Annotated in this window: 23 protein-coding genes; 11 read left to right on the top strand and 12 right to left on the bottom strand. The window is 40.5% G+C overall.

From position 1 onward, the window contains the following. The 6 genes from ACTF5Q_RS07150 to ACTF5Q_RS07125 form a co-directional block, all read right to left on the bottom strand. Nucleotides 1-1,059 (bottom strand): ABC transporter ATP-binding protein, encoded by a 1,059-nt coding sequence (locus tag ACTF5Q_RS07150; protein ID WP_438953944.1) that lies wholly within the window; start codon nucleotides 1,057-1,059, stop codon nucleotides 1-3. Then, nucleotides 1,060-2,613, bottom strand: coding sequence for an alpha-amylase family glycosyl hydrolase (locus ACTF5Q_RS07145; protein WP_438953943.1), 1,554 nt, complete (start codon nucleotides 2,611-2,613; stop codon nucleotides 1,060-1,062). It lies immediately after the preceding gene. A 3-nt stretch (nucleotides 2,614-2,616) separates the two neighbouring features. After that, nucleotides 2,617-3,843 carry a carbohydrate ABC transporter permease gene (locus tag ACTF5Q_RS07140; protein ID WP_438953942.1) on the bottom strand — a complete coding sequence of 409 codons (1,227 nt, stop codon included), beginning with the start codon at nucleotides 3,841-3,843 and terminating at the stop codon, nucleotides 2,617-2,619. Nucleotides 3,844-3,857: 14 nt separating this feature from the next. Further along, entirely contained in the window at nucleotides 3,858-5,111 is a 1,254-nt protein-coding gene (locus ACTF5Q_RS07135) for a carbohydrate ABC transporter permease (RefSeq protein WP_438953941.1), read from the bottom strand. A gap of 77 nt (nucleotides 5,112-5,188) precedes the next feature. Beyond that, entirely contained in the window at nucleotides 5,189-6,529 is a 1,341-nt protein-coding gene (locus ACTF5Q_RS07130; RefSeq protein ID WP_438953940.1) for an ABC transporter substrate-binding protein, read from the bottom strand. Between the two features lie 228 nt (nucleotides 6,530-6,757). Continuing rightward, nucleotides 6,758-7,225 (bottom strand): flavin reductase family protein, encoded by a 468-nt coding sequence (locus ACTF5Q_RS07125; protein ID WP_438953939.1) that lies wholly within the window; start codon nucleotides 7,223-7,225, stop codon nucleotides 6,758-6,760. Between the two features lie 346 nt (nucleotides 7,226-7,571). Here ACTF5Q_RS07125 and ACTF5Q_RS07120 point away from each other — a divergent pair, with 346 nt between their 5' ends. Continuing rightward, the gene (locus ACTF5Q_RS07120) at nucleotides 7,572-9,323 is read left to right on the top strand and encodes an ABC transporter ATP-binding protein (protein ID WP_438953938.1); all 1,752 of its coding nucleotides are present in this window, start codon (nucleotides 7,572-7,574) and stop codon (nucleotides 9,321-9,323) included. A 24-nt stretch (nucleotides 9,324-9,347) separates the two neighbouring features. Here ACTF5Q_RS07120 and ACTF5Q_RS07115 read toward each other — a convergent pair whose 3' ends face one another. Then, nucleotides 9,348-9,923, bottom strand: a complete 576-nt coding sequence (locus ACTF5Q_RS07115) for a TlpA family protein disulfide reductase (protein ID WP_438953937.1) — start codon at nucleotides 9,921-9,923, stop codon at nucleotides 9,348-9,350. Between the two features lie 22 nt (nucleotides 9,924-9,945). On the opposite strand from ACTF5Q_RS07115, the gene argH reads away from it, so the two are divergent. Both argH and lysA read left to right on the top strand, forming a co-directional pair. Continuing rightward, complete coding sequence (gene argH, locus ACTF5Q_RS07110; RefSeq protein WP_438953936.1) at nucleotides 9,946-11,340, top strand: argininosuccinate lyase; 1,395 nt, start codon at nucleotides 9,946-9,948, stop codon at nucleotides 11,338-11,340. Nucleotides 11,341-11,548: 208 nt separating this feature from the next. Further along, a complete protein-coding gene (gene lysA, locus ACTF5Q_RS07105; protein ID WP_438953935.1) occupies nucleotides 11,549-12,817 on the top strand; it encodes a diaminopimelate decarboxylase in 1,269 nt (422 codons plus the stop codon). 21 nt (nucleotides 12,818-12,838) lie between these two features. Here the strand turns inward: lysA and ACTF5Q_RS07100 are convergent, their stop codons facing one another. Continuing rightward, a complete protein-coding gene (locus ACTF5Q_RS07100) occupies nucleotides 12,839-13,516 on the bottom strand; it encodes a zinc-ribbon domain-containing protein (RefSeq protein WP_438953934.1) in 678 nt (225 codons plus the stop codon). Nucleotides 13,517-13,641: 125 nt separating this feature from the next. Between ACTF5Q_RS07100 and ACTF5Q_RS07095 the strand changes: the two genes are divergently transcribed. Genes ACTF5Q_RS07095 through ACTF5Q_RS07085 form a run of 3 tightly spaced genes read left to right on the top strand, consistent with a single transcriptional unit; the run spans nucleotide 13,642 to nucleotide 15,958 of the window. After that, a complete protein-coding gene (locus ACTF5Q_RS07095; protein ID WP_438953933.1) occupies nucleotides 13,642-14,319 on the top strand; it encodes a cell division ATP-binding protein FtsE in 678 nt (225 codons plus the stop codon). Nucleotides 14,320-14,351: 32 nt separating this feature from the next. Then, nucleotides 14,352-15,221 carry a cell division protein FtsX gene (locus ACTF5Q_RS07090; RefSeq protein WP_438953932.1) on the top strand — a complete coding sequence of 290 codons (870 nt, stop codon included), beginning with the start codon at nucleotides 14,352-14,354 and terminating at the stop codon, nucleotides 15,219-15,221. After that, nucleotides 15,221-15,958 carry a lysophospholipid acyltransferase family protein gene (locus tag ACTF5Q_RS07085; RefSeq protein ID WP_438953931.1) on the top strand — a complete coding sequence of 246 codons (738 nt, stop codon included), beginning with the start codon at nucleotides 15,221-15,223 and terminating at the stop codon, nucleotides 15,956-15,958. The genes ACTF5Q_RS07090 and ACTF5Q_RS07085 overlap by 1 nt, the downstream gene beginning before the upstream one ends. 6 nt (nucleotides 15,959-15,964) lie before the next feature. On the opposite strand, the gene pdeM is transcribed toward ACTF5Q_RS07085, so the two are convergent. The 4 genes from pdeM to tldD form a co-directional block, all read right to left on the bottom strand. Then, the gene (gene pdeM / locus ACTF5Q_RS07080; RefSeq protein ID WP_438953930.1) at nucleotides 15,965-16,633 is read right to left on the bottom strand and encodes a ligase-associated DNA damage response endonuclease PdeM; all 669 of its coding nucleotides are present in this window, start codon (nucleotides 16,631-16,633) and stop codon (nucleotides 15,965-15,967) included. 31 nt (nucleotides 16,634-16,664) lie between these two features. Then, complete coding sequence (locus ACTF5Q_RS07075) at nucleotides 16,665-19,076, bottom strand: ligase-associated DNA damage response DEXH box helicase (RefSeq protein ID WP_438953929.1); 2,412 nt, start codon at nucleotides 19,074-19,076, stop codon at nucleotides 16,665-16,667. 156 nt (nucleotides 19,077-19,232) lie between these two features. After that, entirely contained in the window at nucleotides 19,233-21,731 is a 2,499-nt protein-coding gene (gene topA, locus ACTF5Q_RS07070) for a type I DNA topoisomerase (protein WP_438953928.1), read from the bottom strand. A 196-nt stretch (nucleotides 21,732-21,927) separates the two neighbouring features. Continuing rightward, nucleotides 21,928-23,349 carry a metalloprotease TldD gene (gene tldD / locus ACTF5Q_RS07065; RefSeq protein WP_438953927.1) on the bottom strand — a complete coding sequence of 474 codons (1,422 nt, stop codon included), beginning with the start codon at nucleotides 23,347-23,349 and terminating at the stop codon, nucleotides 21,928-21,930. A 147-nt stretch (nucleotides 23,350-23,496) separates the two neighbouring features. Here tldD and coxB point away from each other — a divergent pair, with 147 nt between their 5' ends. The 5 genes from coxB (at nucleotide 23,497) to ACTF5Q_RS07040 (ending at nucleotide 26,936) form a co-directional block, all read left to right on the top strand. Beyond that, on the top strand, nucleotides 23,497-24,375 hold the full coding sequence (coxB, locus tag ACTF5Q_RS07060; protein ID WP_438953926.1) for a cytochrome c oxidase subunit II: 879 nt from the start codon (nucleotides 23,497-23,499) through the stop codon (nucleotides 24,373-24,375). A 63-nt stretch (nucleotides 24,376-24,438) separates the two neighbouring features. Beyond that, nucleotides 24,439-25,380 carry a heme o synthase gene (gene cyoE, locus ACTF5Q_RS07055; protein WP_438953925.1) on the top strand — a complete coding sequence of 314 codons (942 nt, stop codon included), beginning with the start codon at nucleotides 24,439-24,441 and terminating at the stop codon, nucleotides 25,378-25,380. Continuing rightward, a complete protein-coding gene (locus tag ACTF5Q_RS07050; protein WP_438953924.1) occupies nucleotides 25,377-25,544 on the top strand; it encodes a hypothetical protein in 168 nt (55 codons plus the stop codon). The genes cyoE and ACTF5Q_RS07050 overlap by 4 nt, the downstream gene beginning before the upstream one ends. Next, nucleotides 25,537-26,148, top strand: coding sequence for a cytochrome c oxidase assembly protein (locus tag ACTF5Q_RS07045; protein ID WP_438953923.1), 612 nt, complete (start codon nucleotides 25,537-25,539; stop codon nucleotides 26,146-26,148). The genes ACTF5Q_RS07050 and ACTF5Q_RS07045 overlap by 8 nt, the downstream gene beginning before the upstream one ends. Next, nucleotides 26,136-26,936: a cytochrome c oxidase subunit 3 gene (locus ACTF5Q_RS07040; protein ID WP_438953922.1), complete on the top strand. Its 801-nt coding sequence runs from the start codon at nucleotides 26,136-26,138 to the stop codon at nucleotides 26,934-26,936. Before ACTF5Q_RS07045 ends, ACTF5Q_RS07040 begins: the two co-directional genes overlap by 13 nt. Nucleotides 26,937-26,958 lie beyond the last annotated feature (22 nt).

Here is a 26,958-nt window from a genome sequence, read left to right as displayed (position 1 = left end):
CTAAAATATGTGTGCCTTTTGGCGATCAAAACTGAAACAAACTTGGCTACCTATTTCTAAATCTAGAGTTTCTGGTGAAGCAAATCTAAAAGGGAAACCGTTTTTTGAGAGAAGTTCTACAACAGTTTCCGTGCCAAGGCGTTCGACTAATGTAACGTTACCCGTTATTGCACCATTAGTTTTGATTTTTAGATCCTGAGGGCGAATTCCTAAATGTACAGCGTCACCAGCGCTTTTCTCTTGTGAGACCAATCTAATGTAGTTAGTGTTATGGCCATCAAATTCCACCTTGCCAAGCGTTTTTGCACCATTTTTTGAAACTAGTTTGCATTCGAAAAAATTCATCTTTGGAGAGCCGAGAAAGCCCGCCACAAACTTGTTTTCCGGATAATTAAATAAATCCATTGGTGCGCCCACCTGCATAACTTCTCCATCCTTTAAGACAACGATTTTGTCTGCAAGTGTCATTGCTTCTACCTGATCGTGAGTAACATATACAGTTGTGGCCCCCAATTGACGATGCAATTTTGCTATTTCCACCCGGGTGTCATGACGTAGAGCAGCGTCTAAATTCGAAAGAGGTTCATCGAACAAGAAAACTTCGGGGTTTCTTACGATCGCACGTCCAATTGCAACGCGTTGACGCTGACCACCAGAAAGTGCGGCGGGGCGCCTTTCTAGGAGATCTTCCATCTGTAAAATTTTTGCAGCCTCTTCTACTCGCTGTTTAATTTCGAGCTTCGGCATCTTTTGTAAATCGAGAGAAAAAGCCATATTCTGGTAAACGCTCATATGAGGATAGAGCGCGTATGACTGAAAAACCATCGCAATGCCTCTTTCTGACGGGGGAAGATCCATTACTTCTTTATTTGCAATAATGATTTCACCACTACTTAGTTTTTCAAGTCCAGATATTAATCTCAATAGTGTTGACTTGCCACACCCGGAGGGCCCAACGAAAACTACGAATTCTCCTTTGTTTATTTCCAATTCAACATCACGAATAACTTCTGTATTCCCAAAAGTCTTTGTCACACCTTTTAACTCTACATGTGCCATTTAAATCTCCTTAAAGGACGCCGTTAACGTTTTAAAATTGAAGTTACAGTGAAGGGTTTGATCATCGCTTTGACGATCAAAACTTATTTGCGTGTCGTCGCCATCTATATTTAGAATGCAATTTGCATTCATCATTGCAGACTGCTTCTTGCGCCATTTCAAAAATTTCGACAATTCACTGTAAATTGAGTTTGGATTTAGTGCACTATCGATTGCTGCTCGATCTAAATGCTTATCCGAAATTGGTAGCCAAGTGGTATTTGCCTTAGAAAATCCACCGTTTGGTAGTAGTTTATTCCACACCATAGGGGTTCGACATGTGTCTCTGCCAAGAAAAGTAGGTGCAAACTCTATCCCCCATGGATCTTGCATCTTTTCCCTAGGTATATCTTTTACATCCTCCAAACCCAGCTCCTCTCCCTGATAAATACAGCTAGAACCGATTAGGCTGATTTGTAGTTTCATTAATAAAATTTGCATTTTATCACTATCTTTGGAACTTAAATGCAATGCTTTAAGTTGTCTTGTAGCTACGCGAGGGACATCATGATTAGAAAATGCAAACGAAAGTCTTCCCGTATTATTAAATACTTTTGACGCTTTTAAAATGGCTTCTTTTATTTCATTTACACTAAGGCCATCCCATTCCAGCAAATCAAAATTGTAAGTTGCATGCAATCTTCCTGCTTCGGTAAACGTCTCACTCACACTCATTGCGTTGTCATTATCACCATCTACTTCTCCCATTAAAAACCGGTCATTGTCATACGAGTCTGCGATCCTACGATATGACTCACAAAATTCCTGAATGCCTGGTTGGTTTAATTGTGCTGTATCATGTAGTTGGCGAAAAAATGGTTGTTGATCCTGTGGAAGAGGCCCCAGTTTGAATGTCGGATTCGCAGGATTATTTTTATAAGGAAAAGAGTCGGCATTTATTGTGTGCACTGCGTCTAAACGGAAGCCATCTACACCTTTATCAAACCAAAATTTGGCTATTTGGTTAAATTCTTCAATAACTTCGGGGTTTGCATAATTTAAGTTAGGTTGGTCAGGTAAAAAATTATGTAAGTAGTACTGTTGCCTTCTCGGTTCCCAGGTCCAAGCTTGACCACCGAAAAATGATAGCCAGTTTGTGGGGGCGCTTCCATCATTTTGGGGTTGAACCCAATGGAACCAGTCTGCTTTGGAGTTTGTGGTTGAAGATCTGCTTTCAACAAACCATGGATGCTCACTGGAGCAATGTGCTGGAACGATATCTAACATAACCCGTAACTTTAATTCATGCGCCTTGCTAATGAGTAAGTCGAAGTCTCTTAAAGTCCCATATTCTGGACTGATCTCGTAATAATCTGAAACATCATAACCAAAGTCTTTTTGTGGGGACTTAAAAAATGGACTGATCCAGATAGCGTCTATTCCGAGCTCAGACAAGTAGTTGAGTCGAGTAGTAATTCCTTTTAAATCTCCTATCCCGTCGTCATTCGAGTCTTGAAAAGATCTTGGATATATTTGGTATATCACAGCATTTTCCCACCATTTCAAAGAAGACATTCACTAGCCTCCTTTAACGGATCCGGCTAACAAACCGCGAATGAAATATTTTTGCATAGCTAGGAAAACAATCACCGGAACAATCATAGAAATTACCGCTGAAGCGTTTAGAAGATGGAGCTGATCTCCAAAAGTCCCTAACTGCCGTTCTAGCAGAATAGGAAAAACTATATCATCTGTCGCACTTGGCCCTACAAACATTGCAACCAGTAAATCGTTCCAGATCCATAGAAATTGGAAGATACTGAATGATGCTAAAGCAGGCACAGATAGAGGAACAACTACTTTTACAAAAATTTGCATATGGTTGGCACCATCGATTTTTGCGCTCTCAAGCAATTCACGAGGCAATCCCACGATGTAGTTGCGTAAAAGAAATATCGCCAAAGGAAGACCAAAGCCTGTATGGGTAAGCCACAAACCAGCGAACGATTTTGTTGGGAATTGGCAGGTATTTGTTACCTCACAGTCGGTCATCCATTGTTTTAAGGAAGTTGCCCAAGATGCTAGGCCGTTGAATCCCTGAAGAATGGGTAGAAATGCTAACTGGGTTGGGACAACCATCAAAGAGACTACGAGTATAAATAACCAGTCACGTCCAGGGAATTGCATCCATGAAAAAGCATATGCTGCAAATGCAGCTACTGTTATAGGAATTATCGTTGCAGGAACCACTACAATAAATGACGATATGAGTGCATTTGGTACGTCTTTGTTATCTAAAAGGACCTCGAAATACGCTTCTGCACCAAAAACAGGATCTTGATTTATAAATACGTCAAGATTTTTGGGTTTGGGAGCAACTTCCTCAGGGAATGACCATGTGAAGTCACCGTTTGCTTGGAAAACGAACTCGCCATCCCGAACATTCATAACTTCTCCCACAGGAACAAGCTTTCTAATTAACTTGGTCTTGCCAGGCTTTTCTGGATCTGGAACGCGACCTTTGAACATAATAGAGTTGATCTCACCAGATATTTTGAACCACTCTTCATCTTTATTAATTCGGTCAAAAATATTACCACGCATTTCCGTGATTTTTACTTTTTGTCCCTTCTCATGGGTACTGAAGCGGTGTCCAAGCTCAGTAGGGGTAAATGCAGTCCAAAACCCAGATGTCTTAGAAGCAACCTCAGATCTAAATGAAGTGGTTATAAGCGCGATAAATGGTACGACCCAAATTACTAAGATTATTGCAAGTATAATATGGGCAAATGAGCGACTATACATGACAGAGTAAATCCTTAGTGTCCGAGTTGTTTTTGTTCGCGTCTTATTCGCCACCCAAGAAAAATCATATGCGGTATAACGGTAAGCATGAGCATAATTGCAATGGCGGCAAACAAATTATCAACATTGTTGCCTCCAATTGACCATGTATTCATCGCTGCCTCCATCATAGTGGCCAGCAATAGTTTGTCATCATCATTGGCCGATAATGCATATGGAATATCAAAAACCTTTAATACATCGGTCACAAGGTAGGTCCAAACGACGACTACTGTTGAAAAAATTTGTGGTAATTTTACTCGGAAAAATAGTTGCCTTGGATTCGCTCCATCAATAATTGCAGCTTCAACAGTTTCCTGAGGCACTCCTCTTAGAGCAGCAGAAAAAATTACCATTGCAAAACCAGTCTTAATCCACACCATAATCCACATCAGATAGAAGTTTCCCCAAAACTTTAGATTATATAAAGGCTCATTATATTCAGGAGTATGTCCTAGAAGTGCTTTTAGAAGACCGATTTGATAAGATGGTGTGGCTCCATTGATTGCTTGCTGAGGTTCAATTCCGCCGCCAGCAAAAATATTTCTCCATATAACAGCTGCTCCTACGAACGAGATAGCCAAAGGCACAAAGATAAATGTCTTTGCCACAACACCCCAACTTACGGAGTCTGCCAGAACAGCAATCAATAAGCCAAAAATTATGCAAAGCGACGGTACAAGAATAAGCCACATTAAACTATTTCTCATCGCCAACCTAAATTGAAGGTATCCCAAAGCGTCAGAATCCCAAAGGAATGCATAGTTATTTAACGAGGCGCCGCCACCAGGTTCAGTGAATGAAATTTTTAAGGTTGTCAGCGCTGGTATAAGTAAAAATAGCAAAAGCAGTACGAGTGCTGGTCCAACGAATATCCAAGGTTGTATCGTTTCAATAACAACAGATCTTTTGGCAATTGACTTATTGGATCTAACTTTAGCCAATCCAAAGTTTAGCCAATTAGAAATCCAATAGTATAAAAACGATATGAACAATGCGATAACTACAGAGCGTAAAGCAAAACCAACCTTTGCAAATCTGAGTTCAGTTACAAAAGTGGAAACAGACCATCCATATTTATTATGAAGCCAGAGACCAAAACTCGCAAAAGCATCATCTATTGGTGAAGTTAATGAAAAAATAAAAACGGCAGTTAGGGGTAACACACAAACAATGGTTAATACGATAGCAAGGCTATTGCTGAATATTATGGATTGGATCGAACGCATATACGTATTTACCTATGATCAATAGAATAAGAGCACAGGTTTACCCTGTGCTCTTAAAAGTCATGTTGCGGATACTATTATTTAATAGCGTCCCATGCTGACTGAATATTATCAGCCGTTGTATTTGCATCTTGACCGTTTGCAAAAGCTGTCATTTCACTCCAGAAAGCTCCAGCTCCGATAGCGCCAGGCATTAAATCAGAAGCATCAAAACGAAATGTTGTAGCATTAGCCAATATTTCTCCCTGCTTTCGTAGCAGAGGTGTCGCGTAAGCAGATAAGTCTGCCCCCTTGTGCGCAGTTAGGAAGACACCCTGCTGCATCCAAGCTTCATGAGCAGAGGCTTCTTGCAAATATTTGAAAAACGCACGCGTAGCAGGGGAGTCTTTAGCCATTGTGTAAAGCGTTCCCGCACCAAGTACTGGGTTACCCAAATTTCCGGACGCAAAAGGTGGGAAGTAGAAAGCATCAGCCTCACCGCGCGCGACTTCTGCACCTTTATCAGGGAAAAAACCGGTAATGAAGGATGCTTGACGGTGCATCATACAGCTTGGCGGTGATGTGAATAAACCCTTTGGAGCATCCCCAAAAGATGTGGTGGCAACTGATGATGCCCCACCTGCAACGTAATCGTCGTTTCGAGAGAATTTTCCATACAGCTCCATTGCGTTGATTACTTCTGGGCTGTTGAATGCTAGGTCATTTGAAACCCAACGGTCATAATTTTCTGCAGATGTCGTACGCAACATTATGTCTTCCATCCAATCAGTTGCGGTCCATCCAGTAGCATTGCCGGATTCCACACCAATACACCAAGGGGTATTGCCATCCGCCACCATTTGGTCTGAGAGCTCGATTAGTTCTTCCATCGTGGCTGGTATTTCATAGCCATTATCTTCGAATTGCTCAGGTGAATACCAAACCAAAGATTTAAGATCCATTTTATAGGCAAACCCATAAAAATGATCGTTACCGTTAGCATCTGCATAGGTCCCGAGATCAACCCATGATGAACCTGCACCATAGTTATCTTTCATCCACGCGGCGGCTTCATCGCCAATGGGAACTAAGTGACCTTCTGCCGCCATATCTGCTGCAAGACCCGGTTGGGGAAAGATTGCTATATTTGGTGGATTATTTGAGCGCATGTCAGCGACAACTAGGGCTGCAAAGTCTCGTGAGCCAGAATATTGGATTTTTGCCCCAGTGGCTTTTTCAAAGCAACTAACGGTATTTAGAAGCATCTCCTGGTCTGTTCCTAGCAGTGAGCCTTGAATGGTAATGACTTCACCTGGAAAACTTCCCATATCGCCTAGCTTCGACGGCGTATCGCAGACGTCGGCATATGCCACACTTCCGAAAGCGTAGGAAGCAGCAAGGAGTGCTGCTGTTGTGGTTAATTTATTTTTTAAGGCCATAAATTCCCTCCCAAGAATATTTTTGTCTTTGCAATATTGAATTACAAATAATTTGGCTATTGGTTAGCATCTGAGTGCTAATGTGAACGCTAACATTTGAATTTTAGTCCTGCAAGTATCAATTTTATTGAATGTAACGAATAACGTCTAACGTCAGAATAAAATTTTAGAGAAACTTAAAAGAGAGTAGTCTACTTAAGATTAGAAACAATCCTTGAGATCAATAGTTTATGTTGAATACTGGCCTTGAAGGAAAATGAGAGGATCGCCTTTACTGACGTTGAAACTATTCACATGCCCCACAAATATTGTGTGATCGCCACCTTCGTGTTTGGAGTAAAATGAACACTCAAACAATGCCAAACAATCATTAATAATAGGAACTCCATCTGAATTATATTCCCAATCTATCTCTTCAAACCCCTGGGTCGGCTTGACAAACGCAGAACACAAATCGATTTGCTGTTTTTTTAAGACATGTATAGCAAAATGATTTGAATTGGCAAAATAGTCGTGACGTTTTGAATCTTTGGCTGCAGACCAAAGCACCAAAGGTGGGTTTAAGGAAACACTCGTAAAACTATTTACAGTAATTCCCACCGGCCCTTGCTCTGAGCCACAGGTCACTATGGTTACCCCTGTTGCAAATTGACTTAAGGCTTCTTTGTAAATACTGATATCGGTTACATCAGCCAAAATATGTAAACTCCATCAACTATACCAATTAAAATGGATTAAAGTGAACCTTTTTAGTAAAAATACCTAGGAGGTTAGTGTGCCTTAGATTGGAATAACGGTATGAAATACTGTCGTCAACTGATAAAAACTTGGGAATAGGGTCCTAATATTTTTAGATTCATCACTATTTAAAATAAGATCTTCTTATCGACTCAGCAGAGAATACTCCAAAGAGATTTTTTGTAGGCTAATAGTTAGCTCGGTAGTTTTAATATCATTAAGTCGATTTAGAATGACTTTTAGTTTACTTGAATTTAAGAGTATGAATTCAAGCGCTTAAATTAAAAGTTTTAAAGGCAAGATCATGGAATCGGTTAATACACCAACTGGCGATGACGCATTAAAAACTGCTAAGCGTTTAATTAAAGAAACTATTCCAAACAGAAAAAAGATTATTACTGCATCTATTCTGTGTATGGTTGGTGTTTCCGTTTTTACAGCGGCGCTTGCCTATACAACCAAGTTAATTGTAAACGATGTTTTCGTTGCGAAAGATGCAGGAGCAGCGATTGAAGTAGCAATCATAGTTATTTTTGTGTCATTCTCGAAAAGCCTATTTCACTACGGTAATGCTGTTCTTCAGACGGTTCTTAATCGATCCATTTCCAGTTTTTACCAAAAAGAAGCTTTTCAAAAAACGCTCAGAAGAGAAATAAGTTTTTTCAATGGAAAACATGCCTCTGATCATATGGCGCAGATCCGATTGTACGGTATGGCCGCAGGCCAAGCAGTGACAGCTGTCTGCTCCAGGTTTTTGACTGAAGTACTAACGCTCGTGGCGCTCTTTGTTGTTATGTTCCTTCAAGATGCTCTGATGACGCTTTATTCGATAGTTATAATTCCCATCATCTTTGGTTTGGTTTCGTTCCTTTCTCGGAAAATTAGAAAGGTTGCCAAGGAGGAAACGGATCTATCTGGACATTATTTTGCAGCAGGTTCAGAAGCTCTAGCGGGTGTTCGTACTGTAAAAAGTTATAATTTGGAACGTAAATCTATAGAAAAATTTAATTCTTCTGTAGATGCATTAGAAGATCGGATCTTTGGAATTAGCAAGGTAACCGCCGCGACCCATCCAATAATGGAGTTTCTGGGTGGTTTAGTGCTAGGTGTATTTGTGATTTATGCAGCCTGGCAGACAATTACCTATGGGAAAACTCCAGGGGAATTTACAGCTTTTATAACAGCGTTTCTTCTAGCTTATCAACCAGCATCTAAAATTTCGAAACTTTGGGTCGAATTACAGAAATCGCTGACGCAATCATTTTTTATGTTCAGATTAATTGATACTAAGCCACAAAGTGTCAGCTACGGAAATAAATCGTTACAAAGTGGCAATGGAAGCGTAACTTTCTCTGATGTCTCGTTTGGTTATGAAAATGATGAGGTATCAATCAACAAGGTGAGTTTTAATTTACAACCCGGAGATAAAGTCGCAATTGTTGGAAAGTCTGGAGCTGGCAAATCAACGCTCGTCGACTTAATTCTCGGTTTCTATAGCCCTACTGATGGCATGATCGAAATCGGCACGATGGATATATCATCAATCTCACCTATGGATCTAAAAAATCATATTGCTTTTATAAGCCAGGATGTTTTCTTATTTGATGATACAATTGAGGAAAATATAAAGGATGGTTTTGCCGGTGCTTCCCAAGAGGAAATCATAGCTGCAGTAAAGAGTGCCCAAGTTGACGGTTTTGCAGAAGACTTTCCATTAGGATTGCAAACAAGGGTAGGTGCTAATGGTTCAAATTTGTCTGGTGGTCAGAAACAAAGGGTTGCAATAGCACGGGGTCTATTAAAAAAAGCATCGATATACATATTTGATGAAGCGACAAGTGCTTTAGACGTAGAAAATGAGCGTGAAATTATGACAGCTCTGTTGAAAACTCTAAAAAATGAAACGGTTATATTTGTCACTCACAGACCCGCACTATTTGAGTACGTGGACAAAGTCTTGATGCTTGAAAAGGGTAGAATAGTTGGTTTTGATAGGCCTAGTAAGATATACAAAACATCAACTGAATTCCGTGAATTGTTCGGGGTACTTCAATAATAAAAATAAGGATACCTGATGAATTCACTTGGCTGCGTCGATTTCCACTGCTTTTTTAATAAAATCAATTGTTGCAGACTTAGACCAATCCGCATCGCCAATTAAACGACCTATCTCATAACCGTTTTTGTCTAATAATATTGTCAATGGAAGAGCCGCAACACCCGACGCGCGAGCAAGCTGGCCTTTCGGATCCCGGAATTTTGGAAGATTAACAATGTTATTCTCATTAAAGAAATTATCTATCGCTTCGCTACTACTGCGCATTGTTGCGATTGTGAGAATTTGAAAACTATCACTTCCAAGCTGGTTTGACAGAGTTTCAAGGCTAGGCATTTCTTCGCGACAAGGTGCGCACCATGTTGCCCAAAAGTTTACTAGGGTTACGCGCCCTTGAAATTGTTGTAGTGTTATTTCGTTTCCATCTTGGTCAAAAAAAACGTTATTTGGTGCACTAAAAAAGTTATTTGATAGTATCATTTTTTTCATATCACCAAATTTGAGATTATTGAGTTCACCAAATTTTGTTTCATTTGCAGAAAGGACATTTGCGATCAATAAAAATGAGGTGTAAAGAACAGCATATTGAATTTTGTTCATATAGACTCCGAAAGGTTCATTAATGACGCAAGAAAAAGCTAACCTAATGTGGGGCGGCAGGTTTGCCGGCGGACAAGATTCCCTTATGGATGAAATTAATGCTTCCATCGACTTTGACAAGCGATTAGCAGAGCACGATATATTAGCTTCAAAAGTTCATGCTAAAATGCTTTCAGATCAAGGCATAATTAGTGAAGAAGACTATAAATCTATCGTTGGCGGGCTTGATCAAATTGGGTTGCAGATCAAAAAAAATGAATTTGTTTTTGATAGAGCTCTCGAGGACATTCACATGAATGTTGAGGCGCGCCTTAAAGAAATAATTGGAGACCCTGCGGGAAGGCTCCACACCGCTCGGTCTCGAAATGATCAAGTTGCTACTGATTTTCGATTATGGGTTCGTGATCAAATTGATTTTTCACAAAAGTTAATCAAGTCGTTAATAGAAGCTCTCTTGGATCAGGCTGAATTGGGAGTTGATTGGGTAATGCCTGGATTTACTCATTTACAAATGGCACAACCGGTGACTTGGGGCCATCATATGATGGCTTATGTAGAAATGTTCAGCAGAGATCTGTCGAGATTTACCGATGCTAGAGAGCGGATGAACGAATGTCCGTTGGGCTCAGCTGCCCTGGCTGGAACGTCATTTCCAATAAATCGAGAAAAAACATCGTCGTCCCTACATTTTAAAGCTCCCTCAGCAAATTCTTTGGATGCTGTTAGTGACAGAGATTTTGCACTAGAATTTTTGTCAGTTTCATCGATTTGTGCTATGCATTTAAGTCGATTAGCAGAGGAATTGGTAATTTGGTCTTCAGCGCAATTTAATTTAATTTCACTTTCCGATCGTTTTTCAACTGGGTCATCAATAATGCCTCAAAAGAAAAATCCTGATGCTGCTGAATTGATAAGAGCCAAAATCGGTAGAATTTTTGGTGCAAATGTAGCACTTATGATTGTGATGAAAGGACTTCCTTTGGCTTACTCAAAAGACATGCAAGAGGATAAGGAGCAGGTATTTGATGCCGCCGATAATTTGATGGTTGCTCTAGCAGCTATGAGTGGGATGATTAAAGATCTCAAAGCAAATAAGGAAAATATGGAGGCAGCAGCACATTTTGGATTTTCTACTGCAACAGATTTGGCAGACTGGCTGGTTCAAAAATTGAATTTGCCGTTTAGAGAAGCACATCATATCACCGGCCAAATAGTGCAAAGGGCGGAAGTAAAAAAATGTGAGCTATGTGATCTGGATCTAGCTGTAATGCGAGAGGTAGATGATAGAATTACTGAAGATATCTACTCTGTTCTTTCAGTACAAAACTCGGTTGCCTCAAGGTCCTCATATGGAGGGACGGCCCCGTCTCAAGTAAGAAGTCAGATTGCCCGTTGGAGAAAGACCTTAGAGTTATGAAATTTATATTGATTATAGTTTTCTCAGTTGCCTTAAACGGGTGTGGTATCGATGGAGCCCCGACACCTAAATCCTTAGATTTGACTAACTGAGGCCTAGTAAAAGATTAGTGGTTATTATTATATACTCTGACCTCATTTACATTTTCCAGGATTGTCTACAATATGTATCGGAATTATTTCCCAAGCTTTTAATTAGGTGTTTTTAAATGGATCATTTTTCTTATAAGGAGGGCATTCTTCACGCCGAAGAAGTCTCAATACAAGAGATTGCGAAAGAAGTAGGGACACCATTTTATATTTACTCTACTGCAACCCTGCGTAGACATTTTGATCTATTTGAAGGCGCTCTCAGTGGTGTTGATCACTTGATATGTTATGCTGTTAAGGCTGCCTCAAATCAGGCTATTTTAAAAACATTGGCAAAATTTGGTGCTGGAATGGACGTTGTTTCTGGTGGTGAATATAAACGAGCCAGAGAAGCTGGTGTAGATGGTAGCCGTATCGTTTTTTCGGGAGTTGGAAAAACTGGTACTGAGATGAAACTCGCCCTGCATGAGGGGGTGCGACAGTTCAATGTTGAGTCTGAGGAGGAACTATTAGTATTATCAGGCATAGCTCATGATATGAACCGAGTAGCGCCAATAAGTATAAGAGTAAATCCAGACGTCGACGCCAAAACTCATGAAAAAATTGCCACAGGTAAGGCTGAGAACAAATTTGGAATACCAATATCAAGGGCAAGAGAAGTTTATGCAAGAGCTGCTTCACTACCCGGTATACAGGTTGTGGGAATAGATCTCCACATAGGTAGTCAACTTACTCAACTTTTACCTTTTGAGAAAGCATATAAGAAAATCGCTGATCTTACTGACGTCTTGAGGTCTGATGGGCATGAAATCAAACGACTTGATTTGGGTGGTGGTTTGGGTATTCCATATGGATTGGAAGATGGCAGCCCTCCAACACCAAAAGAATATGGTGAAATGGTTAAAAGAGTATTAGGCCACCTAAATTGTGAAATAGAAATCGAGCCTGGAAGACTATTGGTCGGTAATGCTGGTTTGCTAGTTTCAGAGGTAATTTACATTAAAAAAGGTCACGACAGGGAATTTTTAATTTTGGATGCAGCAATGAATGATTTATTGCGTCCAGCTCTCTACGAAGCATATCATGATATAGTTCCAGTCAAAAAATATTCTTCAAACCAAGAGAACGCGATTTATGACGTAGTTGGTCCAGTTTGCGAGACTGGGGACACTTTTGCTAAATCCCGCGCCATGAAAAAATGTAGCTCGGGTGATCTTGTGGCTTTTCGTTCTGCTGGAGCATACGGAGCTGCAATGGCTAGTGAGTATAATACAAGACCTTTGGTACCAGAAGTTTTAACAAATAATCATGAATATTCAGTTATACGAGAGAGGCCAGCCTTGGAGGAAATTATAGCTCGAGACAAAATACCTTTATGGTTGAAATGAGCAGCTCTAATGCACGCATTTTTAATTTTTGATTTGTTCTAGTAAATTTTTCAGTACACCGTCTCTCATTGCTAGTAGGTAATCTACATAGTTTTTGTAAATTTCTATATACGCTGCTGCTTGTGGCATGGATTGAGTTATTAAGTCTCCATAGGCAAACGCTGCCCAGCAAACAACAATTATTGCCAAGCCGATAAAAAACCCAACTTTACCAGATTTGGTTTTAGATTTTTCCGGGACTTCATCTGGAGAGTTTGGGGTTAAGGTTTCCTCTAAGGTAGTTCCTATTTCAATATTATTTGGCAATACCTTATCGTGTGATTTGCGATTGTCTTTAGTACTATTTTTAACGGCTCTTTTGCTTAATGGCTTTTGCGCAGCACTGCTTGCTTTGCGATCTGCCTCTCGTGTTCGTATCTCAAGATCAGCCTCTTCTTTTAGAATTTCCAAGACATCTGCATCGATATCCTTAGTAGATTTATCTTTTAGAAAACTTTCAGTTGTTTCAAATGTGGGTAAGCTGCCACTCTCTGGGCCTTCATACTTAGAGATTTTATCTTTGAAAGTTTTTTTGCCAGAAAGACCGGTTACAAACCAAGTTTTAGAGCAGTTTGAGCATTGAACATCTCTTCCTGTCGCAGGTATTATATCATTTGGAACTTCGTACTTGGCGTTGCAATTTGGGCACTTGATTAACATAAGCTTTGTTGCTCGGTTTTATAGAAATAATAAATTACTTATTGCATATATTGTTTTCCATAGCATAGGGAAAAGTGCTAGGTTTGAGTTATAATATTTTCAACTTTTAGATTTTTGGAACGGTTTTGCTAGAAATATCGAAAGTTAGCTATTCTTACGGCGGTAATTCAGTTTTCTCTGACGTGTCATTAAGTGTAGCTCCCGGTTCCTTCTACTTCTTAACTGGTCCATCTGGGTCTGGGAAAACTACGTTCATTAATCTTTGCGCTGGCGCCCTTATTCCTGAGGTAGGTAATATCAGAGTCTTTGGCGAAGAGACTAGAAATATGAGTAATTATGAACTTTCGCAGATGAGAAGACGCTTGGGAATAGTACATCAGAATTGTGAATTCTTAGATCATTTGAGTATTGAAGAAAATATTGCGCTGCCTTTAACGGTTGCTGGTATGGATAATACCAAAGAACGTGCAAATGTTTTGGAATTAATGAAGTGGGTTGGTCTGGACTCAAAGTCTAATGTGAAACCGCAGGAATTATCTGGAGGCGAACGACAAAGATTAGCACTCGCGAGAGCCGTAATTATGTCACCGGAGATAATATTGGCTGATGAGCCAACTGGAAATGTGGATTGGGAAATGTCGCAGAGGCTTTTAACACTTATGATCGAATTAAATAAAATGGGTAAAACAATTTTCATTTCTACACACGACCTTTCTTTAATTAGGCTGGCTAAGGCTAATGTGACGGCTAGGACTTTAAGGATTTCAGATTTAAAATTAAGCCAGGCAGGAGCTGATCTGTAGTGTCTTTTATGTTGAATTTTTGGAAATCACTCTTGGCTAGTCCTGATCACATACAAGTCGTTCCAAATACGGGTTTTACGGTTTGGCTAACAACTTTTACGGCTGGGGCAATGAGCTTTGTAGCCGTTATAGGATTAGCCTTCTCGCTACTATGCGCCGAACTATCCAATAGGTGGGGAGACTCACTAAAAAGTGCCTCTTCTATACGATTGTCAGCGCCGACCGATCTATTAGAAAAACAAACTAGTATAGCGCTAGCTATCCTGGATCAAACAAAGGGTGTTGGGTCGGCACGTCTTGTTGGACTTCAAGATAAGAAAAAATTACTAGAACCGTGGCTTGGTTTTGATTTTCCGTTGGAAGCAATTGAAATGCCGGCGTTAATTGAAATACAAGAAACTGACGTAGGTGTTGATTATGAGGGTCTTAGATTACGTCTTAGCGCAGAACTTCCGTCGGCGACTCTAGATAACCACTCGCAATGGAGGCAGCCCATTGAAGTTTTTGCGGCGTTAATTAGTCAACTTGGGATGTTCACAGTTGCATTACTCGTTTTATCGTCATTAGCAATGGTTAGCATGGCGGCAAACGCGGCATTATCTGCAAATATAAAAGTGCTCAGGGTCCTTCGGCTTGTTGGTGCTTTTGATGCATTTATCGTAACAGCCTTTGTTCGAAAATTTACCTCTCGAGTTTTTGTTGGATCAATTTTAGGAACATTTTGTGCCGGCATTGTATTGGTCCTAATGCCGGACTTTAGTGAAAATTTAGGAATATTAGACGAAGTTAATCTTGATTTAATTGATAAGATATGGCTTGGGACGGTTCCGCTTATATTCGTAATTATATCTATTTTCGCAACAAGAATGGCAGTGAAAACTTCTCTTAAAAGGCTTATGTAATGCTGTTCATAATTCAATGGATTCGTTCTCTAATATTTGCCTTGCAGATGTATCTTGCAATGACAGTAATTGCTTTTTTTGGTGCCCCAATTTCGTTACTTAGAACTGACTATGCTTATTTGGTGGTACGTTTTTTTTGTAATTATGTAACTTGGTCGGCTTCTTGGATAATCGGGTTGAAGACTGAGATTAGAGGAGAACCGCCATCGGGTGAAATGCTGATTGCTGCAAAACATCAGAGTTTTTTAGATGTTATAATGATAGTATCAAAAACGCCCAAACCAAAATTTATTATGAAGTCATCGTTAACCTTCATGCCCATAATCGGTTTTTATGCTCGGCGAATTGGCTGTATTCCGGTTAAGCGTGGTAAGCGCAGTGAAGCAATAAAAACAATGCTATCAGCAGTCCAAGATGGCAATGCTACGCCCGGTCAATTAATTATTTACCCGCAAGGGACGCGTGTGGCGCCTGGAGATAAAGTTCCTTACAAAGTAGGAGCAGCTGCTCTTTATGAAGAACTAGGACAGCCATGCATGCCAGTTGCCTGCAACGTTGGCCTATTTTGGGGACGGCTGGGTATTTTTAAAAAACCCGGTACAGCGACAATAGAATTTTTACCACCAATAATGCCAGGGTTAGATCGAGAAACCTTCTTATCCAAACTTGAAGAAACCATTGAGAAAGGTTCAAATGATTTAATGGCTGAAGTGCTGGTTTCTAACGCCCAGCTGTAAATTCAATTAAAAACATGAAGAATAAGGAATTGTCCTTATTTTATTTCCCGTAAGCATTACTGTTGCGTCATTTTCAAAAAGAACTTTTATTTCGTCAGATCGTACACTTAGCCCTCCTGTATAGGTTCCATAAGCAGGCATTATCAGTCGTTTTTGGTCTGCTATGAAGCAGGCCCGAGTTATTTGAGCATTCGATAAATTTATAGAGATTTTTGGATGATAGTGGCCTGAAATCTCACCAATTTCACCCTTTAATGCTATATGACGAAAAGTAATAGATGATTTGGAGAAAGAACTTATACTTTCTCCAAATTGAAGGGACGGATAAGGATCATGATTACCAGATATCCATATCCAATCTCTATCCTTCTGCAGGATCTTTAGTAAATGCGTTTCGGCGTTATTAAAGCTTTGCTCGGCTATCCGATCATCAAAACTATCACCAAGACAAATTACACAACTTGGATTTGTCGCACAAATGTCTGCCTGTAATCTTTTAAGAGTATCAATGTTTTCATAAGGGGGCAATGCTCCAGCACCGGTGCGGTTGAGTCGGTGTGTTTTACCAAAATGTAAATCAGATACGCAGAGTATTTTCTTGTCACTCCAATAAAGACCACCAGAGCTAAGTGCTGATAGCTTTTCACCTGACAGATAAAAATCGTATGAGTTCATTTCTTATAAAACGTGATCTAATTTAATGCTTCTAATACTCTAATCTAGCATCAGAAATAAGCGAATTAATTTCAGAGTCTAGCATCAGCTCAATTGCGCTGCCATGGATTGGTATTCTACCAGCTTCCAAAAGGAGTGGTGCTGAAAATGGAGATGGTCTCTTCAAATCAACGTGAGTTATATGGTTTTTGGTTTTTTCAAGCATATTTTCGATTCTTCCAAAATCAACCAATCCTTGCATTGCCTCTATCTTAGTTGCTTTGAGGAGCAGATGGTTTGGGTCATATTTTAACAGAGTATCATACAAAATATCCGATGAAAAAGTGGCTTGGCGGCCTGACTTTTTGATGCCGGGCAAATTACGCTCTATTAACCCAGCTACTGTTGCAACAGATCGAAATGTTCTCTTCATAACCGCATTATTAGAAAGCCAAAGGTCTAAACCTCTTAAAATATTTTCTCCTTGGAGTAGTTTCTTTGGTTCAACTACTTTCGTTAAACCCCACACCAAAGTGGTGTAGTCATTCGCTACAAAACCTACTGGGTTTAACGCTAGTTCTTCCATACGCTTTGTTAGTAACAAGCCAAGGGTTTGCTGAGCATTTCTACCAGAAAATCCGTAGACGCAGGTATAGTTAAGTTCATTTCTTGGAAAAGTTTCAATTAGTACGCTATTGGATTCTGGTAACTTTGAAAACGATGCCTGGTGTTCAAGCCATCGGCAGAGATACTCGGGTAAATTATCCCAGCGTTTCTCTTCCAAAGTTCTAAGAATTCTATCACATAATAACGTTGACGTGGAAAATTTAGTTCCGCTAAATACGGCAATCTTGGGTTTCTTTTCAGGCCTCGGCGAGACCTCAACGACCATCTCTCGAAGTGATTCAAATTTTACAATCTTACCTCCAATCAAGAAGGTATCGCCTGGGGTGAGAGAAACAGCAAATGCCTCCTCTACTTCTCCGATAGTTGAGCCATTTGATTTGCCACGCTTAGACTTATATCTAACTTTCAATGTATCGCTGTCCTGAATGGTTCCCGCATTCATTCTTAAACGGTTGGCTATACGTGGATCTCTAAGTTTTACAGAGCCGTCGCTGGTCTGAATAAGCCTGTGCCACTGGTTGTACTTTTTGAGGGCGTATCCGCCACTTATACAAAAATCTAGGCATTGATCGAAATCCTCACGGCTCAAATTTTTATATTTAGCGAGCGTTATTATTTCATTAAATACATCTACCGGCAGAAATGGCCCTGCGCACGCTACTAACAATAAATGTTGGCAAATTACATCTAATGGAATTTGGGTTTGTACTTCGCTATCCAGTTTGTTTTCATAAATTGCATCCAGGGCCATGAAACACTCAAGTACCTCTAAGCGATTTGCCGGGACAATAAGAGCCTTACTAGCCCCACTATGGCTATGATTTGCTCTACCGATGCGTTGTATCAATCGTTTTACTTGCCTTGGAGCGCCTATTTGTATTACCAAATCTACTGATCCCCAATCAATACCAAGATCTAGACTTCCCGTACAAACCACAGCCCGTAGTTCCCCTCGAACCATCGCAGTTTCAACTTGGTTTCTTTGTTCTTTGTCTAAACTCCCGTGGTGTATGGCAATTGGCAAATTTTTACTATTAGCCAGCCAAAGATTATGAAAAAATATTTCCGCTTGAGCTCTGGTATTGTGAAAAATTAAGGTTGTTTTGTGTGTCTCAATTTCAGTTATAATCTCTGGGATAGAATATAATCCTCCGGCTCCAGCCCACGGAGGAGGTTCTGAGGTCTTAAGTATTGAAATTTCTGGGATCAGTCCTGGGTCAGAAAGAATAATGTCGCAATCATTTGCTGGAGCAAGCCAACCTGCAATTATAGAGGGATCATTAACAGTGGCCGATAAGCCAATTATCTTAGCGTCAAGGCAGTATTTACGTATGTTGGAGATTGCTAGAAATAACTGATCTCCCCTTTTACTTTCAGTAATGGCGTGAATCTCATCTACTATAATTCGTTTCAAACTTGAAAATATAGATGGCGCTTCCGGATATGACATCAAAAGAGCCAAACTTTCTGGCGTAGTGAGAAGTATGTTAGGAGGGATTACCCTTTGTTTTTTTTTAATAGACTGTTTTGTGTCTCCCGTTCTATCTTCCACGCTGATCTTAAGCTCTAACTCCTTTATTGGTGTTTCTAAATTCCTTTTTATATCTGAAGCCAATGCTTTAAGTGGAGAAATATAGAGAGTATGTAATTTTTGAGATGGGTTTAGATAAAGATCAGCTATTGTTGGTAGAAAACCTGCGAGCGTTTTACCTGAACCCGTCGGAGCTATTAATAATTGAGATGAGCATTCAGAACTTTTGAACATCCTTATTTGATGTTCATGTAACGTCCAATTTTTGGCTCGTATCCATTTTGAAATTTTATCAGGTATATGCACTTTGGCCTAGCTATTTTAGACTAAAGGATGTCATCATCCACTTTTGTTGCGAACTAGAGTTCAAACCAGCTTTGTCAAAAGATGCTAATATAAGTAATCGTTTTACTGTGTGAGTTATTGAGTAGCAGACATACTTTTGAGTAAGTGAGATATTACTTACTTTTTTCGCTTTTTCTTTTTCGTAGGTCCTTTTTTACTTTTCTCGGAAATTAACCTCACAGCAGTTTCAAGGTCCACGCTTGTTGGCTCTATGTCTTTTGGAAGTGTTGCATTTATTTTTTCCCACTTCACATATGGACCATATTTTCCATCCATAACATTTACTGGACCACCTTCATCAGGATGTTCTCCTAATTCTTTAATAGGTTTTGAGACTTCTGATCTACGCCCACCGCTACTTGCTTTAAGTGCCAAAACTTCGACGGCTCGATTCATGCCGATTGTAAACACTTCATCGACCTCTTTGAGATTGGCATACAGCCGTCCATGCTTAACAAATGGACCATACCGTCCAATACCGGCTTCCACAATTTCAGCATCGTCGGGGTGCTTCCCGATTTCCCTTGGCAACCCTAATAATTTAAGGGCTTTATGAAGATCCATCTCTGATGCCTCCCAGCCCTTAGGTAAGCTGGCTCGCTGAGGTTTGGGATTTTCACTGGTGACCTCGCCGCGTTGAATGTAGCGACCAAAGCGTCCAGATTTTAATTGAATAATATCCCCTTGGTCTTCGCCCAAAGTACGATCTGCATTATCGCCGTTATCCCCAGAAATTGGCCTAGTGAAATTACATTCTGGATAGTTGCCACAACCGACAAACCCTCCTGTTTTTGAAGATTTGAGATGCAGCTTGCCGCTCTGGCATTTTGGACATAATCGGGGGTCTGATCCGTCGCTTCGTGACGGATAGAGCTGCGGTGATAGAGCCTCATCCAAAACATCCAAAACTTGAGTAATACGAAGTTCTGAAGTTTCTGATATCGCCGAAGAAAAGTCCTGCCAAAAGTCTTTTAAAACATTTGTGTATTCAAGTTTACCAGCACTGATTATGTCAAGTTTTTCTTCAAGACCTGCAGTAAAATCGTATTCTATATATTTTTTGAAAAAGTTTAATAAAAAGATTGTTACAATCCGGCCTTTATCCTCTGGCGAAAGACGGTTTTTTTCTTTACGTACATACTCGCGTTCTTGAATTGTTGTTACAATAGAGGCGTATGTGGATGGTCGACCTATGCCCAAATCTTCCATTTTTTTTACAAGAGTTGCTTCGGTGTAACGAGGTGGAGGCTGTGTGAAGTGTTGATCCTTGTTTACGCCTAGTTTTTCCAATTGCTCATTTTGAAAGAGTTTTGGCAAACTCTTACCATCCTCTTTGCTATCATTATCGTCTCGACCTTCCTCGTATACTTTTAAGAACCCATCAAAAATTACCACTTGGCCGTTAGCTCTAAGAAGAATCTGCTGGTCCTCGCTGGTGATATCAATTGTAGTTCTTTCAAGTTTTGCGGCTTCCATTTGACAGGAAATCGTTCTTTTCCAAATAAGATCGTACAATTTCTTTTGATCTACATCATTTATTTTTGCGTTTGAGGCGTCTTTAGAAATATCAGTGGGCCGTATACATTCATGAGCCTCTTGAGCGTTTTTTGCTTTATTTTTATACATACGTGGGCTTTTAGGGACGTAATTATTTCCGTAACGCTTTTGAATTTCTTCTCGAGTTGCCATAACGGCTTCTGGTGCCATATCGATACCATCAGTTCGCATATAAGTAATGTGGCCTGCCTCATATAGACGTTGCGCTACACTCATTGCTTGCCTAGCCCCCATGCCAAATTTACGACTTGCCTCCTGCTGAAGGGTCGACGTCATAAATGGTGCATAAGGATTTCTATTTGCTGCATTTGCTTCTACACTCTTAACTTGAAGGTTACGGCTTTCAACTGCTGCAACAGCCAATTCGGCCTGCGTTTCATTATGTAAATCAAATTTTTCTAACTTATCACCGGCTAAGTTAACGAGGCGGGCATCAAAAACCTGTCCTCTTGGGGATTTTAAAGATGCATGAACACTCCAGTATTCTTGAGCGTTAAATGCCTCAATATCCATCTCTCTTTCTACAATTAATCTTAAGCATACTGATTGGACGCGTCCCGCAGATCGGGCTCCAGGTAATTTCCGCCACAGCACTGGGCTCAAATTAAAACCTACTAAATAGTCCAAAGCTCGCCTCGCGAGATAGGCTTCTACAAGCGGCGAGTCTATTTCTCTTGGAGCTTTCATAGCTTCTGAAACAGCTGATTTTGTGATTGCATTGAATACGACGCGTTGAATTTGCGTGTTTCCATTGATTGCACGTCTTTTACGAAGTGCCTCCTCTAAATGCCAACTTATCGCCTCGCCTTCGCGATCTGGGTCGGTTGCCAGGATAAGAGTGTTATCTTTCTTCAAGGCATCTGATATTGCTTTGATGTGTTTTTTACTATCAGTAGATACCTCCCATAACATCTCAAAGTTGTTTTTCGGGTCAACTGATCCATCTTTTGGGGGTAGGTCTCTTACATGACCATATGATGCAAATACGCTATAATCTGTTCCCAAATATTTATTGATCGTCTTCGCTTTCGCTGGGGACTCCACAACAACTACAGGCATTATGTTTCCTTCCGACTCGACGAACAGTTAATTGCGGCGTTTAATGAATTGACTAACTGGGTGTTGTCAATCCGTTGTCTGAACTTTAATCAAAAATATTTGGTTTCCTATTGCAAAAACTACAAACCCATAAGCGATAGATCCTTAATTAAAAAAATAATCCACCAAGTTGGTCACGTTTAAATTATTTTTTTATCTAGGTTTGCGATCCACCGACAGTTAAGCCCCCAATCAACAGTGATGGTTGACCAACCCCTACAGGGACCCATTGCCCCGCTTTTCCGCACGAACCCATACCTGGATCTAACGACATGTCATCGCCGATCGCGCGAATTTCTTTAAGAGCTGAAGCACCATCTCCTATAAGAGTTGCACCCTTTACCGGAGGACCAACTTTACCATCTTTAACTTTGTATGCTTCAGTGCATGAGAAAACAAATTTACCATTAGTTATATCAACCTGTCCTCCGCCAAACCCAACGGCATATATCCCATTTTTTAATGAAGATAGCATATTGTTTACATTTTCTGTGCCATTGAGCATGTATGTGTTTGTCATTCGGGGCATTGGAGGGTGAGCATAACTCTGTCTTCTCCCGTTTCCGGTAGATGATGTGCCCATTAGGCGAGCGTTTTGTCTGTCTTGCATATAACCCACTAGGATCCCATCATCGATAAGGGTATTTTTTGCGCTTGGAGTTCCTTCATCATCAAAAGAGATAGATCCTCTTCGATCAGGGATTGTACCATCATCCAAAACTGTAACACCTTTTGCTGCAACTCGTTTCCCCATTAAGTTTGAAAAAGCACTGGTGTTTTTCCTGTTAAAGTCGCCTTCTAAACCATGACCAACTGCTTCATGCAGTAAAATTCCAGGCCACCCTGGTCCTAAAACTACATCCATAACCCCTGCTGGAGCTGGTTCTGCGTTTAAATTTAAAATTGCAACTCTCAAGGCTTCTTTAACAAAACCTTGCCAAATTTCTGGGGCAGTGATTAGGGAAAGCGCGTATCTACCTCCGCCACCGGCACTACCGGTTTCGCGGCGTCCTTGTTCTTCAACACTGATAGAAATGTTTAATCTTGTTAAAGGTCTTGTATCTCGTTTGAGATCACAATCGTGCCGCATAATTAATATGTTTTGAACCGAAGCTGAAATTGATGCTGAAACTTGAACAACTCGTCGATCTAAGTTTCGGGCATACTCATCAATTTCCTTTAGTAAATCCACTTTTGATGAAAATGGTGCTTCAATAATTGGGTCTATATCGTGGTAGAGTTTGGTTATTAAGTTTGAAGGAGGTTGATTAACCTGTGGGGTCCCATTTGAATTTAGTAGCTTAACAGTCTCTGCAGCCCTTATTAATGCTTTTTCACTTATATCTGTTGAGTGAGCATAAGCAGTTGTCTCACCTTTAACCGCGCGGAGCCCAAAACCTTTTGCAGCATCTAGATTAGCAGACTTCAACCTTTGATCATCTAACACAAGCGACTCGGAGCGCTTCTCTTCGAAAAACAATTCACCATCGTCAGCGGACTTTAGTGTGTCAGCCAAAAATTTCTTGGTTTTGGACTCGTCCAAGGTCTCTTCGAAGGGCTGAAATATTTCGTTTCGCATTTTTTTTATCCAATTTTTTTTCAAATCTGGCCAAAATGATAGAAAGCGTCTCTTTGACGCAAGTTTTCTTCTTTAACTATCCGTTAGAATATGGTTTTACACTGTAATAAGACAACAGCCAACTACATTACTTACTTAGGTTATATTATGGGACAGAATATTATCAAATATAGTGCAGCAGCCACTCTGCTTGGAGCTTCTGCCAACGCGCAAGAAAACTTGGAGTTAATTGGGGTGCCAACTCCATCAGGTACCGGCTTTCAGCCAGCAGTTACAGAGTTAGCACGAGACCTTCAATGGCTAGATGGTATGCTTTTAATCATTATCACTGCCATAAGTCTTTTTGTAGTTTTTCTGTTAGGCTACGTAATTTTAAAGTTTAATCGTAAAGCCAATCCTGAACCTTCCTCATTCACGCACAATACGCCAGTTGAAGTAGCTTGGACGGTGGTGCCTATAGTTATTCTTGCTTTTATTGGTGCATTCTCTATCCCGGTGCTTTTTAAGCAACAGGTAATACCGGATGGTGATATTAACATAAAGGTTACAGGCTACCAGTGGTACTGGGGATACGAGTATACAGATCATGGTTTTGGGTTTGATAGTATGCTGATTGGTGACGGCAAAGTTCTAACACCCGAGGTAGAGGCGGAGCTAATAGAAGCTGGCTATTCAAAAGATGAGTTTTTATTGGCCACAGATACTGCTGTCGTAGTTCCTGTTGACAAAGTGGTTGTAATGCAAGTTACCGGCGCTGACGTTATTCACAGTTGGACCATTCCAGCTTTTGGTGTCAAGCAAGATGCGGTTCCTGGCCGATTAGGGCAGTTATGGTTCAAGGCTGAAAAAGAGGGCGTTTACTTTGGTCAGTGTTCTGAGCTTTGTGGGAAGGATCACGCATACATGCCAATTACTGTGAAAGTAGTAAGCCAAGAAAATTATGAAGCTTGGTTATCCGGTGCAATTGAAGAATTTGCTGGTTTGGAAGAGATTGATAGTAATATTGAGTTAGCATTGGCCAATTGAATTTTCGCAGCTCAACCAATCTTGAAGGTCTGATTTGTAACTTTACTGGGTTTTAAAAATATCATGAGTGATACGACTCTCGTAAAAGCTGAAATAAATTACGAACCAAGTATTGGCGATTACTTTGCTCTCCTTAAACCAAGAGTGATGATACTAGTTGTCTTTACGGCTTTAGTGGGGATTATTGCGGCGCCGGTTGATTTGCATCCGTTTACAATATTCGTTTCCATTATCTTTATTGCGCTTGGTGGCGGAGCCTCTGGTGCGTTAAATATGTGGTATGAGTCCGATCTAGACAGTTTGATGCGCCGTACGAAAAATCGCCCAATTCCCTCTGGAAAAATTACACGCGATGAAGCAAAAGCATTTGGTTTTGGATTGGCTGGTATATCTGTTGTAATGTTGGGATTAGCAGCAAACTGGTTTGCTGCATTATTTTTATTGTTTACGATTTTCTTTTACGTGGTCATTTATACAATGTGGCTGAAAAGATTAACGCCACAGAATATTGTCATTGGAGGCGCCGCTGGTGCCTTTCCACCTATGATTGGTTGGGCCGTTGCTACTTCCGGAATATCGATGGAAAGCGTTTTAATGTTTTCTTTAATATTTCTATGGACCCCACCACATTTTTGGGCTCTAGCGCTTTTTATGCGTGCTGACTACGAAATTGCACGCGTTCCCATGCTTACGGTTACGCACGGTCGGCGTTCTACCAGAAATCACATATTTTTTTATACTATCGTACTAGCAATGTTTGCATTGTTTACGTCAATTACGTCTATAGGCGGTTGGGCATATCTCGTAACCGCAATAGTCTTAAATGCGGTTTTCGTCACGATGGCCTTCAAGATTTGGGTCAGAGATGAGCCTGAAGCAGAAGCAGATAACTTTAAAGTAGAACGCAATTTTTTCAGGTATTCATTAATGTACCTTTTCTTACAATTTGGATCAATTCTCGTCGACTTGGGGCTTGGTACAAATTTTTCATGGGGGTTCTTATGAACTTTGGAGCTGAGCATGAACTACATAAACGTCGCATGAGCAGAAATATTGGCCTAGGCATAATTCTTGTAACCTTCGTTGCGCTGATTTTTGGGTTAACAGTTGTTAAAGTTACCGAAGGCGATGTTTCGGGCGCCATCGTGGGAGCAGCAAGTAATGAGTAAAAAAGCAAATCAGAAGACTGCTCTCTTCGCTTTTGGTACCGTTTTATTCATGGGGGCGATGGCATGGGCATCAGTGCCTCTATATGATCTCTTTTGTCGAGTGACTGGTTACGGCGGTTATACTAACGTTTCAGACTCTGAATCCGATATAATCTTAGACAAGTTAATAACTGTAAGGTTTGATGCATCCCTGGAACGAGATATGCCATGGGAGTTCAGCCCTGTGGAACGACAGGTTAAAGTTAAAATTGGTGAAACGGCTCTCGCATTTTATGAAGCTTACAATCCTACAAATAGGCCTGTTGCAGGTTCAGCCAGTTATAACGTAACCCCCTACGATGCTGGCTCGTTTTTTAATAAAATTGATTGTTTTTGCTTTCAAGAGCAAGTCCTGCAACCGGGTGAGCGGGTGCAAATGCCTGTGACATTCTACGTAGATCCAGAGTTGGTTAACGATAGGGACGCCAAGTTTGCTAAAACGATTACATTGTCTTATACATTTTATGAAATTGACCTGCCGGTCGATGAAGCAAAAATTAGCGGTAGAAACTTGAGTACAGAAGTGACTAGCCAAGCCAAAGAGGGACAATTATGGCACATGTAAAAAATCACGATTATCATATTTTAAATCCATCATTGTGGCCATTTATTGGGGCAGTCGCAGCCTTCGTCATGCTGTTTGGGGCTGTTTTGTTTTTCCATGATAACGGTCCTTGGCTTCTTCTAATAGGCTTCGTCGGCGTTATTTATGTAATGTTTGGATGGTGGGCAGATACCGTCACCGAAAATAAAGAGGGTGATCACACCCCTGTAGTTTTAATTGGACTTCGTTATGGTTTTATTCTTTTTATTATGTCTGAAGTCATGTTTTTTGCGGCATGGTTCTGGAGCTTCTTTAAGCACGCCATGTATCCAATGTCAGAGCAGTCCCCGATGGTTGATGGAGTTTGGCCGCCCGTCGGAATTGAGACTTTTGACCCATGGCATCTACCTCTGATAAATACACTTATTTTATTATGTTCTGGAGCTGCTGCAACTTGGGCACATCACGCTTTAGTCCATGAAAATAATCGCAAAGACATTAAAAATGGTTTGATTATTGCAATCTTGCTAGGAGCTATTTTTACTGTTTTCCAAGCCTACGAATATAGTCACGCAGCCTTTGGTTTCAGTGGAAATATTTATGGCGCTAATTTTTTCATGGCAACTGGTTTCCATGGATTTCATGTGATCGTAGGTACGATATTTTTATTTATTTGTTTATTGAGGACTATGCGTGGTCATTTTTCACCTGAAAGCCACCTTGGTTTTGAGGCTGCGGCTTGGTATTGGCATTTTGTGGACGTAGTTTGGCTATTCTTGTTTGCAGCTGTCTATGTATGGGGTGGATGATATTCACGCCCATGTACCAAGA

The organism is Candidatus Salinivivens marinus (genome assembly GCF_965655845.1).
Taxonomy (GTDB): Bacteria; Pseudomonadota; Alphaproteobacteria; order Rhodobacterales; family Rhodobacteraceae; genus Salinivivens; species Salinivivens marinus.
The sequence above is the reverse complement of the archived record's forward strand: the minus strand, read 5'-3'. Positions and strand labels throughout refer to the sequence as shown.

Bases quoted from the DNA above. Each gene is read 5' to 3' on its own strand.
- ACTF5Q_RS07150 (WP_438953944.1), bottom strand. From the start codon at position 1,059: ATGGCACATGTAGAGTTAAAAGGTGTGACAAAGACTTTTGGGAATACA.
- ACTF5Q_RS07040 (WP_438953922.1), top strand. From the start codon at position 26,136: ATGGCACATGTAAAAAATCACGATTATCATATTTTAAATCCATCATTG.
- coxB (WP_438953926.1), top strand. From the start codon at position 23,497: ATGGGACAGAATATTATCAAATATAGTGCAGCAGCCACTCTGCTTGGA.
- ACTF5Q_RS07140 (WP_438953942.1), bottom strand. From the start codon at position 3,843: ATGTATAGTCGCTCATTTGCCCATATTATACTTGCAATAATCTTAGTA.
- ACTF5Q_RS07135 (WP_438953941.1), bottom strand. From the start codon at position 5,111: ATGCGTTCGATCCAATCCATAATATTCAGCAATAGCCTTGCTATCGTA.
- argH (WP_438953936.1), top strand. From the start codon at position 9,946: ATGACGCAAGAAAAAGCTAACCTAATGTGGGGCGGCAGGTTTGCCGGC.
- lysA (WP_438953935.1), top strand. From the start codon at position 11,549: ATGGATCATTTTTCTTATAAGGAGGGCATTCTTCACGCCGAAGAAGTC.
- ACTF5Q_RS07145 (WP_438953943.1), bottom strand. From the start codon at position 2,613: ATGTCTTCTTTGAAATGGTGGGAAAATGCTGTGATATACCAAATATAT.
- ACTF5Q_RS07050 (WP_438953924.1), top strand. From the start codon at position 25,377: ATGAACTTTGGAGCTGAGCATGAACTACATAAACGTCGCATGAGCAGA.
- ACTF5Q_RS07045 (WP_438953923.1), top strand. From the start codon at position 25,537: ATGAGTAAAAAAGCAAATCAGAAGACTGCTCTCTTCGCTTTTGGTACC.
- ACTF5Q_RS07130 (WP_438953940.1), bottom strand. From the start codon at position 6,529: ATGGCCTTAAAAAATAAATTAACCACAACAGCAGCACTCCTTGCTGCT.
- ACTF5Q_RS07085 (WP_438953931.1), top strand. From the start codon at position 15,221: ATGCTGTTCATAATTCAATGGATTCGTTCTCTAATATTTGCCTTGCAG.
- ACTF5Q_RS07100 (WP_438953934.1), bottom strand. From the start codon at position 13,516: ATGTTAATCAAGTGCCCAAATTGCAACGCCAAGTACGAAGTTCCAAAT.
- ACTF5Q_RS07115 (WP_438953937.1), bottom strand. From the start codon at position 9,923: ATGAACAAAATTCAATATGCTGTTCTTTACACCTCATTTTTATTGATC.
- topA (WP_438953928.1), bottom strand. From the start codon at position 21,731: ATGCCTGTAGTTGTTGTGGAGTCCCCAGCGAAAGCGAAGACGATCAAT.
- pdeM (WP_438953930.1), bottom strand. From the start codon at position 16,633: ATGAACTCATACGATTTTTATCTGTCAGGTGAAAAGCTATCAGCACTT.
- tldD (WP_438953927.1), bottom strand. From the start codon at position 23,349: ATGCGAAACGAAATATTTCAGCCCTTCGAAGAGACCTTGGACGAGTCC.
- ACTF5Q_RS07120 (WP_438953938.1), top strand. From the start codon at position 7,572: ATGGAATCGGTTAATACACCAACTGGCGATGACGCATTAAAAACTGCT.
- cyoE (WP_438953925.1), top strand. From the start codon at position 24,439: ATGAGTGATACGACTCTCGTAAAAGCTGAAATAAATTACGAACCAAGT.